The sequence below is a fragment of the Caballeronia eucalypticola genome, assembly GCF_047608185.1.
GTDB lineage: Bacteria > Pseudomonadota > Gammaproteobacteria > Burkholderiales > Burkholderiaceae > Caballeronia.
Genome location: NZ_JBLKRU010000001.1, coordinates 317,430 through 334,685, shown reverse-complemented (window position 1 = coordinate 334,685; position 17,256 = coordinate 317,430). Strand labels below are relative to the sequence as shown.

The window sequence follows — 17,256 nt, the reverse complement described above, 5'->3', positions numbered from 1 at the left end:
AAGAAATGATTAAACTCGATACGACCTTGCATTACGCTGCCCTTTCCTACCTCGTGCAGCACGAGGGCGAACACTTCAATCACGATCGCATTCTGCTGATCGACCGTTGCGTATCTCACCTGACCGAAACGCAATGCGTTTCTCAGCGTGAGGCGGAAGTCGCCACGCTGCAAGCTTATGGCGAACGCGAGTCGCGTCGATGCAAGGCCTACGTTGACATGTCACTGACGACAAGCCACTCGATTTTTATACGCGACCCGGCAACCGGCCGCCTCCGTGTCTTTACCGTTGCCGAGCTGATTGACCTGGTGAAAACGCCAGCGCTTTCGAGCCTGCCTGTGCCAAGTAGTCGACACATGCTTGCCAATGGAATCACCGAGCTGCCGCTCACTGCGTAAGACCCACCCAATTTAAAAGCGCATTCCCTGCCGCACTTTCACGAGCTGCGGCCGGGACAACTCACGCCCGCGAAACTGAAAAGCAATGGCCTCTATCGACGAACTCAAACGCCGCATCGACTTGCATCAACTCGCCGACCGTCTCGGCCTGAAGCAAGGCAAGGGTGGCGATAAAGCCCTCTATCACTCGCCGCACCATCCCGACAAGCACCCTTCGCTCTCGATCTATCAGGGACACCCCAAGTACGGCACGGGTTGGAAAGATCACAGCGGCGACGCTGGTGGCTCCTGCATTGACCTGGTGATGTACGTTCAAGGCTGCACCGTGTCGGACGCGATGAAATACCTGCACGACGCGTTCGGCATCCCCTACGACACCCCGATCAACTCGGCGCCGGCTCGAGAAAAATCTCGTTGCGACTACATCGCCGAGCGTTCGCTCGGCCAGGCCGAGAAGGTGCGCGCCTACCTCACCGGCCGAGGCATTAGCGACGCTGCGATCGACGCGGCGATCAAGGCCAAAACCCTAGGCTATAACGACTACACCAGCTCCACGAAGAAGCCCGGCGAAGTCGGCTTTTGCGGACCCTCGGCAGCTTTTATTGTCAGGCCCATGAACCGCGCCGACGTAGTCGCCGTTGACATGCGGTTCATCGACCCTGCTCTCAATGGGGACGTGAAAACGCAAACGCAAGGCGAGAAAGACGGCTACGGCTGGACGGCCGACCCCCGCAAGCTTGCCCGCGCGCACCGCGTCATCTTGGTCGAAAGCTCGATCAATGCCCTCTCGATCGATACGTGCGACATGCACGGTACGGCCGCCGTCTCGATCCGTGGCATCGGCAACGCCGAGAACATCGACTTTTCGTTTCTGATCGGCAAGCAAGTTGTGATCTGCATGGACAACGACGCCCCCTTTCCCGACGGGCATCACCGTGCAGGGCACCGCCCAGGCCCGGAAGCCGCCTGGACCATTTACGAGCGCCTGACCGCCTTAAATATATCGGCGAGTATGGTCGATCAATCCGACTGGGTTCAAGACCTGGCAGACGGCGCGAACAAGACCACGCCAATCAATGACGTCAATGATTTTCTGTTGATGCGCGACGCCGCATCACTCGCCAAAGCGCTGAACACGTTCGAGCAATGGTTGATCCCCGGCATGGCCGGCAACACCACGCATAAAGGAAAGCGCCGCGTCTATCTGCCCGAACACGACTACGCGCTCTACTGGCGCTTTCGCACCCACCTCGATTTCACGCGCTATATCACCCGAATGGAACGCAAAGAGGATTCGGACGTTGAAACACCGACCTACGGCGACCTGTGCGGCTTTCGGGTGGCCTCGCTCTCACGCGTCGCGGTCGCAAGCGCGTCGTCGACGATGACCGGCGATGTCGACCAGGCGCCGAACGTCTATTTCGCGGCAACCATGCAGACACCGCGGCATGGCGCAAAGCTCACCCGCAAGGTGATGCTCGATGACCAGCTCCACAACAACACGCATTGGCTGAAATTCGGCCCGATCTGGAAGCCCGCCGAATTTTCGCGCATGGTCTCGATTCTGGAACGCACGGCCGACCTCGGCGCGCGCAACGCGGCGAACTTCGTCGGCCTCGCCTGGCGCGACGGTGCGCTCACGGTCAATGAAGGCCCTGATTGTTATTTCACCGACGCCGAAAAGCAGTGCCCGTATCACAACCTGACCTTTCCGAGCGGCGCGCGGACCGATGCTCGCCGCGTCATCACGGCATACCAACAGACCTTCAAGGAAAACGCGGCGGCCATCCCACTGGTGTGGGCGCTCGGCGGCCACCTGAAAGCGATGCTGGGGTTTTGGCCGCATATCACCGTGCAGGCCGACAAGGGCGCCGGCAAATCGACGCTCATTAAACGGCTCGAACGCTCGATCGCCTTCACCATGTTTTCCGGGCAGAGCTTGCAGACCGAATTCCGGCTTTTGACGAGCATCAGCCATACGAGCCACCCGGTAGGCTGGGAAGAGCTATCCGCGCGCCGGCAAGAGGTGATCGACAAGGCGGTCGGCCTGCTTCAGGAAAACTATCAGTACACGGTGACGCGGCGCGGCGCCGATATGACCGAATACCTATTGTGCGCACCGGTCATGCTGGCGGGCGAAGACGTTCCCGTGCGCAGTTTGCTCGGCAAGCTGGTCCGTACCACCTTGACCGGCAAACGCGGCCCACTGCTGCCCGACGACCTGCCCCGCTTTCCGGTACGCGAATGGCTGGAATTCCTCGCTGGTTTGAACAAGCGCGAAGTGCTCGATCACACCGCGCGCTGCGCGAGCGGTGTCTCACCAACAGCCGCGCCAGCGGCGCCGACGACGGCGCGTTGCGCATGGCCGGCAATTACTCGGCCGTGGCGCTGGCCTGGCACTACCTGTGTGAGTTCGCCGGCATGGATGACGGCGAAAGCGCGTTCTTTCACGACTTGCTCGCCGAGATGAACGGCCACATTGCGGAAACAAGCGCCGACCGCGAGCCGTGGGTGTGGATTCTCGAAACCGTGCTCTCCGAGATCGATGGCGGCAACTACAAACACCCGTACACCTTCGATATGGTCGACGGCGAGTTCTGCATTTTGCTACGCACCGGGCACGTGATGGATCACATCGCTCACACCGGAAGCTTGCGCGACAAGTGGAACGGGCTGCCGGTCAAGTCCGATCGCGTGTTCAAGAAGCAGCTCCAACAGGCCGGCGTCGTGGTAGGCACAAAGGAAGTCGAGCGACGTATTTTCATGCGCCGCGTGCCTTACCTGACCCCGATCTCGCTGCGCCGCCTCGAAGCCTTCGGCCTGCATGTGTCGGTGCGGGAGGATCTGTGCTGAACGCCGCCCACCTCACGAACCCGAGTCGGCGTCCGAGCGGCCGCATAGCTTCGCTTGGTCATTCAGGCCGTCCGAAAGCACGAACGATGAACGAAAGAGGGCTGGCGGGCGGAATCGACCGGCGGCTAGGCACGGACAGCGCACGTGACACGTGGTTTTCAATACCCACCGCGCCTAAGTCATTGATTCTTGTAAAGAGTGCCGCCACGACTTATACGGCGTTTGCCACGAGTTACCGTGTTTTTGCCACGAGTCAGTTTTTGCACCGTCGCCGCAAGCCGTCCTCTTTTTCTCTCTCTAAATTATTGAAAGAAAAGAAGAAAGAAGACTATGAAGCAAAGGAATTCCGAGACACCGGCGCGCCACGAGTTGATCTCGATTTGCCATCAGTTAGAAGGGCTGCCTATTTTTTGGGCCACGAGTTCCACGTGTTGTCCATGCCTGACTCGTGGCATTTGATGGCGTCAGTTTTATTTGAAATCAACGACTTACCGGTGATTCACCTGCCCGCCACGTGTCCACGAGTTGCACTGCGTGTGGTCCGGCTGCGTGGTGCGTGAGGTGAGCCGGATGGATGCTGACTCGAAGACCCTCACGCTGCTGGACGCGGCCTCGCTGCTACACGCTCATCCCGAAACCGTGCGCCTCAAGGCCAAGGCCGGCGAGTTGCCAGGCCGCAAGGTTGGAAAACGCTGGATCTTCTCGCTGGTTGCCCTTCAACGTTATCTGGCGGGAGAATGGATTCCGCGAGTTGTGCAGGGCGATCAGGCTAAGGAAACTCAACCATGTCGCTCTTTAAACGCAGTTCCAGTCGTAACTGGTATTACAAGCTCTACCCGCCGGGAGGCGGACCGGTTCTATTTGGCAGCACTGGCACCGACGACAAAGCCAAAGCGCAGGAATTCCACGACCGCCTGAAAGCGGACTTGTGGGACCAGGCCAAGCTCGGCCACAAGCCGCGCTACACCTGGAATGAGGCGGTCATACGGTACGTCGCCGACCGTGACGGGATTTCGAGTCTGGAGACGACGAAAACGCATCTGCGCTGGCTCGATCGTCATTTGTCAGGCGTCGAGCTGCGCGCGATTGATCGAGCCATGATTCACACAATCGCGCATGCCAAACGATCCGAGCAGCAAGTGTTGCGCACGCTCAAAGGCGAAAAGCCGCGCGGCAAGACTGTCAGCGCCGGGACGGTTAACCGCGTCATTGGCGTGCTCAACGCGGTGTTGAATGCTGCGGTCGAATGGGAGTGGATTGACCGGGCGCCGGTGGTCAAACGCGCCAAGGTCGCGGCGAAACGGGTGCGATGGCTCACGCCCGAGGAAGCGACCGCGTTGTTGGCGGTGTTGCCAGTGCATTTGGCCGACATGGCTCAGTTCAGCCTGGAAACCGGGCTGCGCCGCTCGAACGTGACGGGCTTGCAGTGGTCGCAGGTGGATCTCGTTCGACGCCTGGCCTGGATTCATCCCGACCAGGCGAAGGCTCGCCGAGCGATCGCGGTGCCGTTGTCGGATTCGGCGGTCACGGTATTGCGCCGGCAAGTGGCGAAAAAGCGCAAGCCAGAATTCACGGCGAGCGTGTTCGTCTATCGCGGTCGGCCGGTGTATCAAACCGTGACCCAGGCTTGGCGCGACGCCTGTGCCAAAGCCGGCATCCGTGATTTCAGGTGGCACGATTTACGCCACACCTGGGCGAGCTGGCATGTGCAACGCGGCACGCCGATGCAGGTAATCAAGGAACTCGGTGGATGGGAAACCTTGGAGATGGTGCAGCGGTACGCGCACCTGTCGGCGGATCACCTGGGGCAATGGGTGCAGTCGATGACCGAGGCGCCCGCGCAGGTGAAGTTAGCGGCGGTTTAGGTGTAATTTAGGTGTAGTTCGGAGGTGGCGGGAGCGGGTGAAATCGCTGGAACCCTTACCAGTATTGGTGCGCCCGGCTGGGATCGAACCAGCAACCCCTGCCTTCGGAGGGCAGTACTCTATCCATTGAGCTACGGGCGCGTATGACCGAGGGCACCGCGTTCCATATACAAAACAATGGAGGCAGGACCGCTGCGAGTCCGAAACAATACCTGTTTTCCGCCGATCCGTCCACCGCAAGGACCAGGCCAACCGATATCCAGATCCTCGACCACGCTCCTTTAAAACACAAAAATCCGGGTTAACACGCGCTGCGACAGGCCTTTGCGGGCACGCCGCCACGTAAACGTTCCGTCTATAATCGACCGTGCTGGTGGAAATCATCACGAACGCCCCAGAAAGTCGTTGTTGCTGTCACGCCGTTGCTGAACCGACGCTGAACCGACTCACAAATAAAAGGGAGACGAGACGAGCATGAGTGAAGCACCCCACGGAGTCCCGATCAAAACGCCCGGCCAACTCATTGCGGCAATAGTCGCCGGGTTCGCCATTCCGATCGTCGTGATCGTACTGCTGGCCGTCTACGTCAACAACACGACACGCACCGGCGCCGGCACCGACTCCCTCTCGGAAGCGGAAGTCGCCGCGCGCGTTGCCCCCGTCGCCCAAGTCGACATACGCGACGCCAACGCCCCCCGCGTGTACAAAACAGGCGAAGAAGTCTTCAAGGCCGTCTGCACGACCTGCCACACGGCCGGCGTAGCGGGCGCACCCAAGTTCGGCAACGCCGGCGACTGGGCTCCCCGCATTGCGGAAGGCTACGACACCCTGCTCCACAACGCGCTCAACGGCAAAGGCGGCATGCCCGCACGCGGCGGCACCAGCCCCGACGACTATAGCGACTTCGAAATCTCCCGAGCAGTCGTCTATATGGCTAACGACGCCGGCGCAAAATTCGCCGAACCCGCCCAACCGGCGCCAGGCGCGGCAGCGGGCGCATCGGCACCGGCGGCAGCACCGGCGAGCGGAGCAGCAGCAGGCGCGGCTTCAACCGACAACGCCCAGGCCGCCGCCGCAGTCGCTGCGCTGGCGAACGTCCCGCAAGCCAGTTCCGGCGCAGCGGCAGGCACGCAAAGCGCGGACGCATCGCAAGCTGGCAAGACGCTCTACACGCAGGTCTGCCAGGCCTGTCACGCGGCCGGCGTGCTCAACGCGCCAAAATACGGCGACAAGGACGCATGGGCCCCACGCCTGAAGGAACCGATGGACACCGTCTATAACTACGCACTGCACGGCAAGGGCGCGATGCCGCCGAAAGGTGGATCGAATGCATCCGATGCCGACGTGAAAGCTGCCGTCGATTACATGGTCGCTGCTGTCAAATAGCCGTTTTCAGCTTTACCTGCGGCCAATTAAAAAACCCTGCGCTAAACAAAACGCAGGGGTTTTTAATGCGTACGTGATCGGCTAAAACCTCAAGCCGGCTTCTGCAGCAACTCCTTCAACCGCGCCATCCGGTCCTTTGGCGACATCGGTGCTTCTTCCTCGGTCGGCGGCGGGGCATCGTCGAGAAGCATTTCCGGGATAAACCGCGACGCCTCGCACACCACCGTCTCGCGCGCCCGCTTGCGCTTCTTGCACCAGTTCACATGAAGACTGCGCTGCGCCCGCGTGATCGCCACATACATCAGCCGCCGCTCTTCCTCGATCCGGCCGGTGTCGACCGGAGCGTCGGCGTCCGCATCGGGATTGCCACGGTGCGGCATGATTCCCTCTTCCACGCCGACCAAAAAGACGTGCGGATACTCAAGGCCCTTCGACGCATGCACCGTCGTCAGCCGCACGGCATCGGGGTTTTCGTCCTTGCCTTCCAGCATCGACATCAGCGCGACGGTCTGGATCAAGCCGAGCAGGTTCTTGCCTTCATCGCCGAAACCATCGGCGTTGTCGTAACCCGTGGCTTCCGAATCCTCGGACGGCTCCGCCTCCGGTTTCGTGCCCTTTTTCTTCAGCCACTCGCAGAATTCCAGCACGTTCTGCCACTTCGATTGCGCCTGACGTTCGTCGTGAGCATCGTAGAGATAGGCCTCGTAATGGATCGCCTCCATCATGTCGTCGAGCACCTGGGTCGCCGGATCGCGTCCCGCCCGGTCGGACAAGCGCTGCATCCACTCGCAGAACGCGCGCAACGGCTCAACCTGCCGCGCCGACAACCGCGCCTCGATTCCGCCCATGAACACGGCTTCAAACAGCGACACCTTCGCCTGACCCGCAAACGAACCCAGCGCCTCGAGCGTGGTATTGCCGACGCCCCGCCGCGGTGTGGTGATCGCGCGGATGAAGGCAGGATCGTCGTCTGGATTCGCGATCAGCCGCAAATACGCGACGATGTCCTTGATCTCGGCTTTATCGAAGAATGACTGGCCGCCCGACAACACGTACGGAATCCGTTCCCGCCGCAATACCTGTTCGAAGATCCGCGCCTGAAAATTGCCACGATACAAAATCGCGTAGTCGCGAAACGCCGCGCGCCGCTCGAATTTATGCGCCGACAGCCGGAACACAACCGATTCCGCTTCGTGCTCTTCATCGTTGCAAGCGGTCACGGTAATGGAGTCGCCCATGCCGTGTTCGGACCAAAGCTTCTTCTCAAACAGCTTGGGATTGTTTGCGATCACGTTGTTGGCGGCCGTCAGGATGCGCACGGTCGACCGGTAGTTCTGCTCCAGCTTCACCACATGCAGCTTCGGGAAATCCTTGCCCAATTGCGCGAGATTTTCCAGCGTCGCGCCGCGCCAACCGTAAATGGCCTGATCGTCGTCGCCCACGGCCGTGAAAGCCGCACGCGGTCCGGCCAGCAGCTTCAGCAGCTCGTACTGGCAAGTATTCGTATCCTGATACTCGTCGATCAGCAGATATCGCAGCCGGTTCTGCCACTTCTCGCGAACCTGCTCGTTCTCAGCGAAAAGCTGCGCGGGCTTCAGGATCAGGTCGTCGAAATCAAGCGCCTGATACGCGTGCAGCGTCGCCACATAGCTCCGAAACACAATGGCGGCCTGCATCTCGTCTTCGTTCGACGCGCTCGCCGACGCCTGATCCGGCGACATCATGCCGTTTTTCCAGAGCGAAATAATCGACTGGACCTTGCGGATCAAGCCTTTATCGGTGGTTCCGAGCTGTTCCTGAACCAAGCCGAAACAATCGCTGGAATCCATGATCGAGAACTGCGGTTTCAGGCCGACGTGCTCCGCCTCCTGCCGCATGATCTGGACGCCAAGCGAGTGAAATGTCGATATGGTCAACTGGTTCACCGGCACCCGGCGGCCTTCCTTGCCGGGCGTGGTGAGCGTCTTCCCTTCGAGCAGCTTGGCTGTGCGCTCGCGCATTTCGAGCGCGGCCTTGTTCGTGAAGGTCAGCGCGGCAATGTGCTTCGGCTCGAAGCCCTTGCCTTCAATCAGATGGGCGATCTTCTGGGTGATCACGCGCGTCTTGCCGCTGCCGGCGCCGGCGAGCACAAGACATGGGCCATCGAGATAGCGCACCGCTTCGGATTGCGCGGCGTTCATACCTGCTGCGGACATCGTTCGGACACTTTGAGATGCGTAAATCAGGCGGACGTTTCGGCTGCCGGAAGTACGCGGTGGTGAGCAAGATGGTGAGCAAAATTGCGCCCTCATGCAGCGAGCGCAAATTCGAGAGCGCGATGTTAACACGGACGAAACCATCCTTTGAAAGCGATGGTTCTGGCCCTTTCGGCCCGTGCCACAATACCGGCATCGCCAAACAACAGGATGCCCGCATGACAGCACTTCTAAAAGTAGGCCTGATGGGATATGGCTTCGCTGGCGAAACGTTTCACGCACCGGTAATCGAACATTGCGGCCGCGCGACCGTGTCGGCCATTGCCACCGGCAAGCCCGAGCGAGCGCAAGCCGATTACCCGAACGCGACGATCGTCGAAGATTTCGGTGCCCTGCTCGCCCTCGATGAACTCGATTGCATCGTCATCGCCACGCCCAACGACACCCATTTCGATCTCGCTAAAAAAGCCCTCGACGCGGGCAAGAACGTCGTGGTCGACAAGCCCGTCACGCTTTCCGGCGCCGACGCAAAAACCCTCATCGATATAGCCGAAAAGCGCGGACTGCTGTTCGCACCGTTCCACAATCGTCGCTGGGATGGCGATTTCATGACGGTGCGCGCGTTGATCGAAAGCGGCCGGCTCGGGCGCGTGACGCACTATGAATCGCATTTCGACCGCTTCCGGCCCAAAGTGCCGCAACGATGGCGCGAGGAAGCATCGCGGGGCGGCGGCTTGTTGTTCGATCTCGGACCGCATCTCATCGACCAGGCTTTGACGCTGTTCGGCCGTCCGCAGACCGTGTATGCCAGCGTCAACGCCCACCGCGATCACGCAACCGCACCGGACTACGTTCATCTGCTGCTGGGCTACGAAGACAAGGAAATCATCCTGCACGCCACCGCGCTGGCCGCGCTGGAACCGCCGCGTTTCGCCATTCACGGCACGCGCGGCAGCTATGTGAAAACGGGTCTGGATGTACAGGAAGACCAGCTCAAAGCTGGTTTGCGTCCCGGCAATCCCGAATTCGGCCGCAATCCGCCCGGCCTGCTTCGCGAAGTCGATGGCGACCACGACTTGCGTCAGGAATTCGCCACCCGCGACGGCGCTTACGCAGAGTTTTATCGAGCGCTGGCGGCATCGGTGCTTGACGGAAAGCCGTTCCCGGTCGCGTCGCAAGATGCCGTCGATGTCATGACCATCATCGATATCGCCATCCGCAGCAACGCCGAAGGCCGCCGACTCGATTTCACGCCGCTCTAATAACAAACGGCCCACGCGCGACTTTCAAACACACAGCGTTACATTTGCGCGCCGCTCCGACGTCAGCCGGAGCGGTGCGCGGACCGTTCTTCTCCAGTCGTTATCGTCTTATCTTAAAAACCAAACGAGGAGAACTTCAATGCTGACGCTTAAAGCAGGTTTTACCCGCGCGCTGATTGGCGTGGCGCTCGCGGGATCGCTGGCGGCGTGTGTCGTCCAACCGACGCGCCAGGTCGATGTCGTCCAGGAAACGCCGGCGCGCCCCGATCCGCACATGGAAGCAGTGCATCGGATGGATCAGGTGAACGGGCGGATCAACGCGTTGTGGCATCACGTCGATCAGCGCGTGGGCCAGGGCTTTTATCCGCCGCCACAGGGCGAGGCTTTCCATCATCGACTGGATGTAGTGCGTCAGGAAGCGCGTGACATGGCTTCGCAGCATGGCGGCGGTTTGTCGGGTGAAGAACAGCACACGCTGAACGGCGAGCTGGACGGTTTGCAGCACGCGATCCAGTAAGTTCTTAATGCGCCGAACGGATGGCTTGCTCTATGGCTGCCGTTCGGCCTGAGGCGCGCCAAGCTCAAAACCCAACACCATCTCCGCTATTTCCACGACCTCCTGCATCGCGGCTTCAACGGCTTCAGCCGATGGCGCCAGCAACAGGTCATCGGCGTAACCCATTGCCAGCGCGAAGATTTGCCGGGCAGCGCGTTCCGGCGATGCGCATCGGAACACCTTCGCCTCCACACCCTTTTCGATAATCCCGCACAGCATCGCTTGCCAGCGGCTGATCTCGCTTAGATACGCTCGCGCCAGTTCTGCGTCGTGCATGGCTTCGTCCCACGCATCGAGCCACAGCCCCCAACCGTCATCCTTGCTGGCGGGCAGGCAGTCGCGGATAAAACCGAGCAACGCGTCGACCGGCGGTTTATCGGACAAACGCGCGCCGGCTTCTTCGAGTTGCTCTTTAGCAAAGTGCACGAACGCCTCACGACGCAACTCGTTCCAGTCGCCGAAGTAGTGATAAATGTGACTGCGCGACAACCCCGCGTGATCGGCGAGATCGCGCGTGGAGACGTCGGCAAAACCTTTCTGACGAAACAATTCCAGGGCGGCCGCAATGATCTGATCTTTGCGTTCGGGCGACGACCGCGACATATTCGATTCCTTTTCTAGCGTGTACAGATTCTGGTTGAGCTTGCGCTTTGAGCGACCGCTCAATTATAATTTGAGCAGTCGCTCAAATTATAACGGCGATTTTACCCAAGGTACGGTCATGTCATTCGTCACATCAGAAGTCCGGATAGTTGAGAGCGAAAAGCTCGGTCAGCAGTCCGCCACATCCACGCTCAAAGCCATTGCCCGCGCTTATCCGGGCAAGCTGGTTTGCACGTTGTCGCTCGTCGCGCTGGAGAACGCGCTGTTGCTCGCGTATCCGTTGTTTGCCGGATTTGCCGTCGACTCGATCATTCGCGGCGATGCCCGCAGCGCGTTGTTCTACGCGGTCATCGTATTGGCGTTCTGGGTAGTCGGCGCCGCTCGACGGGCCGTGGATACGCGCACCTTCACGCGGATTTACGCCGATCTGGCCGTGCCGGTGATCCTGAACCAGCGCCTGCAGAACCAAAGTACGTCGACGGCTGCGGCGCGCGTGGTCTTGGCCCGGGAGTTTGTCGATTTCTTCGAAAAACACGTGCCGACGATGGTCACCGCGTTCGTATCGATCATCGGCGCCGTGGTCATGCTGCTGGCGATCGAGCCCTGGATCGGCGTAGCCAGCCTGGGCGGATTGCTGCTGTGCCTGGCCTTGCTGCCACGCTTTGCACGACGCAACCAGAGCTTGCATCAGCGGCTGAATGACCGGTTGGAGAAGGAGATCGGCCTGGTCGCGAAAGTGGGAACGCTCACGCTGAAACGGCACTATCGCGTGCTGTCCAGGTTGCGGATTCACCTCTCGAACCGTGAAGCCGCGGCGTTTTTGTTCGTCGGCTGCGTAGCGGCGGTGTTGTTTGTCATCGCCATCAGTCAGTTGGCGATGGCGCCCGCGGTCAAGGCGGGGCATGTCTATGCCGTGATGACGTATCTCTGGACCTTTGTCAGCAGCCTCGACGAAGCGCCGTACATAGTCGATCAACTCGCGCGCCTGCGCGATATCGGCAAGCGCGTGGATCCAGGCCTCAGCAAGGATTAACCGCCACCGCTGTTTGACAAGCTGAATTCGGTCGCGTAAATTCGCCGCACGCGTCGGGAGAGCGCGCTGGCTTCGGTTGTTCGCATCGAGAACGACTTGAAACGAAGCAAGCGCCGCCGAAGGGGCACACCCACAAACTCTCAGGCAAAAGGACCGGCCGCGTCGAATTTCCGTCTATGAATCGCGCCTTTAACCAGGCGCCAGAAACGGAAGGTCGAACTCTGGAGAGCGGCATCGGCTGATCAGAATCACCAGTCAGATGCCCACCGAAGGGGCGCGCGTTGGACGCCGGTTGATCGGCGAACGGCGTGCAATCTCTCAGGTACCGAGGACAGAGGGGTCATGTACCGGATCGCTAAGCGGTTTGGGCTTTGCTTTCAAAGCTCGAACCCCGAGCGGGTTCGTCGCATGGCCTTTTTTTGTTTTCGCGCACGCCCGAGGCCCGCTCCATGTCTGATCTTCAACACACGCCCTTGCACGCCACTCACCTTGCGCTCAACGCACGCATGGTCGATTTCGGCGGCTGGGACATGCCCGTCAATTACGGTTCGCAGATCGACGAACACCACGCGGTGCGCACCGACGCCGGCATGTTCGACGTGTCGCACATGCGCGTCGTCGATTTCACCGGCGACAAGGCGCGCGAGTTCTTCAAGCACGCGATCGCCAACAACGTCGACAAACTCACCGTTCCCGGCAAGGCGCTGTATTCGTGCCTGCTGAACCCGGAAGGCGGCGTGATCGATGACCTGATCGTCTATTACTTCGCCGATGACAACTATCGCGTTGTAGTGAACGCCGGCACGGCCGAAAAAGACATTGCGTGGTTCGGCCATCTCAACGCGGAAGGCGGTTTTGGACTGACCATCACGCCGCGCCGCGATTTTTCGATCGTGGCCGTGCAAGGTCCGAACGCCCGCGAAAAAGTCTGGCAAGTACTGCCGGAAACGCGCGACGCCACCGCCGAACTCAAACCTTTCAACGCCGTGCAATTTCCCGCCAGCTCGTTCGGCGACGTGATGCTCGCGCGCACCGGCTACACGGGCGAAGACGGTTTCGAAATCGTCGTGCCTTCCACGCACGTTGAAGCGTTCTGGAACGCATTGATCGCGCAAGGCGTGAAACCCGCCGGCCTCGGCGCACGCGACACGCTGCGTCTCGAAGCGGGCATGAACCTGTACGGCCAGGACATGGACGACACGGTTTCCCCGCTCGACGCAGGTCTCGCGTGGACCGTCGATTTGAACGATGCAAATCGCGCGTTCGTTGGCCGTGCCGCGCTGGAAAAGAACGGCTCGAAAGCGCGCTTTGTCGGCTTGATTCTGCAGAAGGAAAACGGCCGTGCCGGTGGCGTGCTTCGTGCTCACCAAAAAGTCGTCACCGTTGACGGCGAAGGCGAGATCACGAGCGGCACATTCTCGCCAACGATGCAGGAATCCATCGCGTTCGCCCGGTTGCCAGCGAGCGTGAAACCGGGCGACAAAGTGCACGTCGTGATCCGCGACAAACAACTGCCGGCAAGCGTGGTAAAACTGCCTTTCGTGCGCAACGGCAAGGTGTTGGCGGCGCTTTAAACCGCCTGCAATCACCTGCTGAAACAGCCACGCACGTCCCACCCTTAAAGACAACTGGAGCATTCGCATGAGCATCCCGGCCGACCTCAAATACACCGAATCGCACGAATGGGTGCGCACCGAATCCGACGGCACGCTGACCATCGGCATTACGGATCACGCACAGGAAGCACTGGGCGATGTCGTGTTCATCGAATTGCCGCCGGTCGGTAAGACGGTGGCCGCCGGCGACGCCATCGCGGTGATTGAATCGGTGAAAGCAGCATCCGATATCTACGCGCCCGTGTCCGGCGAAATTGTCGGCGCGAACGAAACACTGACCGGCACGCCGGATCAGATCAACGGCACGCCGTACGAAAGCTGGCTCTTCAAGATCAAGCCCGCCGCCGATGCAAACACGGATCGGCTGATCGATGCCGGTGCGTACGGCACGTCGATCGGCGAGTAAATCTTTTAACGACCGTGCGGCGTGCTTGGGCTCGAAAGCAAAACCACGCCGCACCTGCAGGAATTCTCATGAAGCTCGAACACCCGGACCGTCTGATGAACCGCTCATCCTTGTCTCTCGCCGCGCTCGAATGCCACGATGCATTTGCCCAGCGGCACATTGGCCCGGATGCGGCCGACCAGCACGCCATGCTTGAAGCGCTCGGTTTCGCGTCGCGCGCAGCGTTCATCGACGCGGTGATTCCCGAGGCCATCCGGCGCCACGAAACGCTGCCGCTCGGCGCGTTCACGCAGCCGAAAAGCGAAGCGGAAGCGCTGGCGTCGCTGAGGAAACTCGCGGATCAGAACCTGGTGTTCAGGAACTACATTGGGCAAGGTTATTACGGCACGCACACGCCCGCTGTGATCCTGCGTAACGTGCTTGAAAATCCGGCGTGGTACACGGCTTACACGCCGTATCAGCCGGAGATTTCGCAAGGCCGCCTGGAAGCGTTGCTGAACTTCCAGCAGATGATTATCGACCTGACAGGTCTCGCGATTTCGAACGCTTCCTTGCTCGATGAAGCTACCGCCGCCGCCGAAGCCATGACGCTGCTGCAGCGCGCGGGCAAGCCGAAATCGAACCTGTTTTATATCGCTGACGATGTACTGCCGCAGACTATCGAAGTCGTGCGAACGCGCGCGAAACCTGCGGGTATTGAAGTCAAAGTTGGTCCCGCCGCCGAGGCCGCCACGGCCAACGCATTCGGCGTGCTACTGCAATACCCGGGCGCGAATGGCGACGTGCGCGACTATCGCGCTCTGACTGAGGCGGTTCATGCGGCCGGTGGTTTTGTGATCGCCGCCGCCGATCTGCTCGCTCTCACGCTGCTCACGCCGCCGGGCGAATGGGGCGCGGACGTGGCTATCGGTAATACGCAGCGCTTTGGCGTGCCGGTCGGATTCGGTGGTCCACACGCGGCGTACATGGCCGTACGCGATGACTTCAAGCGTCAGATGCCGGGCCGTCTTGTCGGCGTAACCGTCGATGCCCAAGGCAAGCACGCGCTGCGTCTCGCGCTGCAAACGCGTGAACAACATATCCGCCGCGAAAAGGCGACATCGAATGTATGTACGGCGCAGGCGTTGCTCGCGATCATGGCCAGCATGTACGCCGTGTACCACGGGCCGCACGGTCTGAAGACCATCGCGTTGCGCGTGAATCGCGTCGCGTCGATCTTCGCCGCCGGCGTGCAGAAGCTCGGCTATACGCTCGCGAACGAGACGTTCTTCGATACCGTCACCATCGTCAGCGGCGCGAATACCACGGCGCTGCATCAGGCAGCATCGGCGGTACATGTGAACCTGCGGCATATCGATGCAACGCACGTAGGCGTTTCCGTCGATGAAACCACCACGCGCGACGACCTGCTCAAGCTCTTTGCAGTGTTCGCGGAAGTGGTCGGCAAGACGGAGACATTCGATATCGACGCACTCGATGCCGACGCGAAAGTCTCCTTGCCGAAAGCACTCGAACGCACGAGCGATTACCTCACGCATCCGGTATTCAACCGTCATCATTCCGAACACGAAATGCTGCGCTACTTGCGCAGTCTGGCGGACAGGGATCTCGCGCTCGACCGCACGATGATCCCGCTCGGTTCCTGCACGATGAAGCTGAACGCAACGTCCGAAATGCTGCCCGTTACGTGGCCTGAATTCGCGCAGATTCATCCGTTCGCGCCTGCTGAGCAAACCGTCGGTTATCGGACGATGATCGATCAACTCGAGCAAATGCTGGTTGCGTGTACCGGTTACGCGGCGGTATCGCTGCAGCCGAACGCCGGCTCGCAAGGCGAGTACGCCGGCTTGCTCATCATCCACGCGTATCACGAGTCGCGTGGCGAAGGGCATCGGAACATTTGTTTGATTCCGTCGTCGGCGCACGGCACGAACCCGGCATCGGCGCAAATGGCCGGCATGCAGGTCGTGGTCGTTGCGTGCGATGAACAAGGCAACGTCGATATCGCCGACTTGAAGGCGAAGGCCGACAAGCACGCCGCGAACTTGGCGGCAATCATGATCACGTATCCGTCCACGCACGGCGTGTTCGAAGTGAACGTGCGCGAGATCTGCGAGATCGTGCACGCGCACGGCGGGCAGGTGTACGTCGATGGCGCGAACATGAACGCGATGGTCGGTCTCACCGCGCCAGGCCAGTTCGGCGGCGATGTATCGCACCTGAATCTTCACAAGACCTTCTGCATTCCGCATGGCGGCGGCGGACCGGGCGTGGGTCCAGTCGCTGTCGGCGCACATTTGGCCAAGTTCTTGCCGAACCAGCATTCGACCGGTTATCAACGCGATGCGGCTGGCATTGGCGCGGTATCGTCGGCGCCTTACGGCTCGGCTGCTATCCTGCCGATCTCGTGGATGTACATCGCGATGATGGGCGCGCAAGGGCTCACGAACGCTACCGAAAGCGCGATTCTCGCGGCGAACTATGTGGCGAACCGGCTCGCGCCGCATTACCCCGTGCTGTACAGCGGCGCGGGCAGTTTGGTCGCCCACGAGTGCATTCTCGATCTGCGTCCGCTGAAGGAAACCAGCGGCATTTCCGTCGATGACGTCGCCAAGCGCCTGATCGATTACGGTTTCCACGCGCCGACCATGAGCTTCCCGGTGCCGGGCACGCTGATGGTCGAGCCGACGGAATCGGAATCGAAGGAGGAGCTGGATCGGTTTATCGATGCAATGATCGCCATTCGCGACGAAATTCGCGCGGTGGAAGAAGGCAAATCGGATCGCGAAGACAATCCGCTGAAGAACGCGCCGCATACGGCAGCGGTGGTTGTTTCGGATGGCTGGAGCCACGCCTATTCGCGCGAAACGGCGGCGTATCCGCTGACATCGCTGATTGCGCGCAAGTACTGGCCGCCGGTCGGCCGCGCCGACAACGCTTATGGCGATCGCAACCTGTTCTGCTCGTGCATTCCATTGTCCGAGTACGGCGAATAAGCATGCGTTTCGAACTGTCCGCCTTTGCTAAAAGCCGGACAGTTTTGCCGGATTCACACAACACCAGATACCATCTCTCCCGAACCA

General features: G+C 60.5%; 12 protein-coding genes, 1 tRNA gene, 2 pseudogenes and 2 riboswitches. Of the genes and pseudogenes, 12 read left to right on the top strand and 3 right to left on the bottom strand.

Annotated features, from left to right (window positions below; genetic code table 11):
- The first annotated feature begins 5 nt into the window (after positions 1–5).
- The 5 genes and pseudogenes from ACMX25_RS01535 (at position 6) to ACMX25_RS01515 (ending at position 5,116) form a co-directional block, all read left to right on the top strand.
- Positions 6–398, top strand: a complete 393-nt coding sequence (locus ACMX25_RS01535; RefSeq protein ID WP_062084943.1) for a hypothetical protein — start codon at positions 6–8, stop codon at positions 396–398.
- An 85-nt stretch (positions 399–483) separates the two neighbouring features.
- Positions 484–3,251: pseudogene (locus tag ACMX25_RS01530) on the top strand (toprim domain-containing protein).
- A gap of 86 nt (positions 3,252–3,337) precedes the next feature.
- Positions 3,338–3,811, top strand: coding sequence for a hypothetical protein (locus tag ACMX25_RS01525; protein WP_414947788.1), 474 nt, complete (start codon positions 3,338–3,340; stop codon positions 3,809–3,811).
- A gap of 10 nt (positions 3,812–3,821) precedes the next feature.
- A pseudogene (locus tag ACMX25_RS01520) lies at positions 3,822–3,971 on the top strand (helix-turn-helix domain-containing protein); the annotation flags it as partial.
- Between the two features lie 65 nt (positions 3,972–4,036).
- Complete coding sequence (locus ACMX25_RS01515; protein WP_414947787.1) at positions 4,037–5,116, top strand: tyrosine-type recombinase/integrase; 1,080 nt, start codon at positions 4,037–4,039, stop codon at positions 5,114–5,116.
- 65 nt (positions 5,117–5,181) lie between these two features.
- Here ACMX25_RS01515 and ACMX25_RS01510 read toward each other — a convergent pair.
- Positions 5,182–5,257: transfer RNA gene (locus ACMX25_RS01510), tRNA-Arg, on the bottom strand.
- A 333-nt stretch (positions 5,258–5,590) separates the two neighbouring features.
- Between ACMX25_RS01510 and ACMX25_RS01505 the strand changes: the two genes are divergently transcribed.
- Complete coding sequence (locus ACMX25_RS01505) at positions 5,591–6,502, top strand: c-type cytochrome (protein ID WP_414947786.1); 912 nt, start codon at positions 5,591–5,593, stop codon at positions 6,500–6,502.
- An 89-nt stretch (positions 6,503–6,591) separates the two neighbouring features.
- On the opposite strand, the gene ACMX25_RS01500 is transcribed toward ACMX25_RS01505, so the two are convergent.
- Positions 6,592–8,697 (bottom strand): UvrD-helicase domain-containing protein, encoded by a 2,106-nt coding sequence (locus ACMX25_RS01500; protein WP_414947785.1) that lies wholly within the window; start codon positions 8,695–8,697, stop codon positions 6,592–6,594.
- A gap of 218 nt (positions 8,698–8,915) precedes the next feature.
- Between ACMX25_RS01500 and ACMX25_RS01495 the strand changes: the two genes are divergently transcribed.
- Both ACMX25_RS01495 and ACMX25_RS01490 read left to right on the top strand, forming a co-directional pair.
- The gene (locus tag ACMX25_RS01495; RefSeq protein ID WP_414947784.1) at positions 8,916–9,959 is read left to right on the top strand and encodes an oxidoreductase; all 1,044 of its coding nucleotides are present in this window, start codon (positions 8,916–8,918) and stop codon (positions 9,957–9,959) included.
- A gap of 139 nt (positions 9,960–10,098) precedes the next feature.
- The gene (locus ACMX25_RS01490) at positions 10,099–10,476 is read left to right on the top strand and encodes a hypothetical protein (protein ID WP_414947783.1); all 378 of its coding nucleotides are present in this window, start codon (positions 10,099–10,101) and stop codon (positions 10,474–10,476) included.
- Between the two features lie 30 nt (positions 10,477–10,506).
- Here ACMX25_RS01490 and ACMX25_RS01485 read toward each other — a convergent pair whose 3' ends face one another.
- Positions 10,507–11,118, bottom strand: a complete 612-nt coding sequence (locus tag ACMX25_RS01485) for a TetR/AcrR family transcriptional regulator (RefSeq protein WP_414947782.1) — start codon at positions 11,116–11,118, stop codon at positions 10,507–10,509.
- A gap of 118 nt (positions 11,119–11,236) precedes the next feature.
- On the opposite strand from ACMX25_RS01485, the gene ACMX25_RS01480 reads away from it, so the two are divergent.
- The 4 genes from ACMX25_RS01480 (at position 11,237) to gcvP (ending at position 17,169) form a co-directional block, all read left to right on the top strand.
- On the top strand, positions 11,237–12,151 hold the full coding sequence (locus ACMX25_RS01480; protein WP_414947781.1) for an ABC transporter six-transmembrane domain-containing protein: 915 nt from the start codon (positions 11,237–11,239) through the stop codon (positions 12,149–12,151).
- A 44-nt stretch (positions 12,152–12,195) separates the two neighbouring features.
- Positions 12,196–12,317: riboswitch (glycine riboswitch) on the top strand.
- Positions 12,318–12,362: 45 nt separating this feature from the next.
- Positions 12,363–12,496: riboswitch (glycine riboswitch) on the top strand.
- 104 nt (positions 12,497–12,600) lie between these two features.
- The gene (gene gcvT, locus ACMX25_RS01475; protein WP_414947780.1) at positions 12,601–13,725 is read left to right on the top strand and encodes a glycine cleavage system aminomethyltransferase GcvT; all 1,125 of its coding nucleotides are present in this window, start codon (positions 12,601–12,603) and stop codon (positions 13,723–13,725) included.
- Positions 13,726–13,792: 67 nt separating this feature from the next.
- On the top strand, positions 13,793–14,173 hold the full coding sequence (gene gcvH / locus ACMX25_RS01470) for a glycine cleavage system protein GcvH (protein WP_414947779.1): 381 nt from the start codon (positions 13,793–13,795) through the stop codon (positions 14,171–14,173).
- A gap of 68 nt (positions 14,174–14,241) precedes the next feature.
- Positions 14,242–17,169 carry an aminomethyl-transferring glycine dehydrogenase gene (gene gcvP / locus ACMX25_RS01465; RefSeq protein WP_414947778.1) on the top strand — a complete coding sequence of 976 codons (2,928 nt, stop codon included), beginning with the start codon at positions 14,242–14,244 and terminating at the stop codon, positions 17,167–17,169.
- The last annotated feature ends 87 nt before the right edge of the window (positions 17,170–17,256 follow it).

Coding starts and splice junctions, on each gene's coding strand:
- ACMX25_RS01535 (WP_062084943.1), top strand. CDS start 6: ATGATTAAACTCGATACGACCTTGCATTACGCTGCCCTTTCCTACCTC.
- ACMX25_RS01525 (WP_414947788.1), top strand. CDS start 3,338: ATGAACGAAAGAGGGCTGGCGGGCGGAATCGACCGGCGGCTAGGCACG.
- ACMX25_RS01515 (WP_414947787.1), top strand. CDS start 4,037: ATGTCGCTCTTTAAACGCAGTTCCAGTCGTAACTGGTATTACAAGCTC.
- ACMX25_RS01505 (WP_414947786.1), top strand. CDS start 5,591: ATGAGTGAAGCACCCCACGGAGTCCCGATCAAAACGCCCGGCCAACTC.
- ACMX25_RS01500 (WP_414947785.1), bottom strand. CDS start 8,697: ATGTCCGCAGCAGGTATGAACGCCGCGCAATCCGAAGCGGTGCGCTAT.
- ACMX25_RS01495 (WP_414947784.1), top strand. CDS start 8,916: ATGACAGCACTTCTAAAAGTAGGCCTGATGGGATATGGCTTCGCTGGC.
- ACMX25_RS01490 (WP_414947783.1), top strand. CDS start 10,099: ATGCTGACGCTTAAAGCAGGTTTTACCCGCGCGCTGATTGGCGTGGCG.
- ACMX25_RS01485 (WP_414947782.1), bottom strand. CDS start 11,118: ATGTCGCGGTCGTCGCCCGAACGCAAAGATCAGATCATTGCGGCCGCC.
- ACMX25_RS01480 (WP_414947781.1), top strand. CDS start 11,237: ATGTCATTCGTCACATCAGAAGTCCGGATAGTTGAGAGCGAAAAGCTC.
- gcvT (WP_414947780.1), top strand. CDS start 12,601: ATGTCTGATCTTCAACACACGCCCTTGCACGCCACTCACCTTGCGCTC.
- gcvH (WP_414947779.1), top strand. CDS start 13,793: ATGAGCATCCCGGCCGACCTCAAATACACCGAATCGCACGAATGGGTG.
- gcvP (WP_414947778.1), top strand. CDS start 14,242: ATGAAGCTCGAACACCCGGACCGTCTGATGAACCGCTCATCCTTGTCT.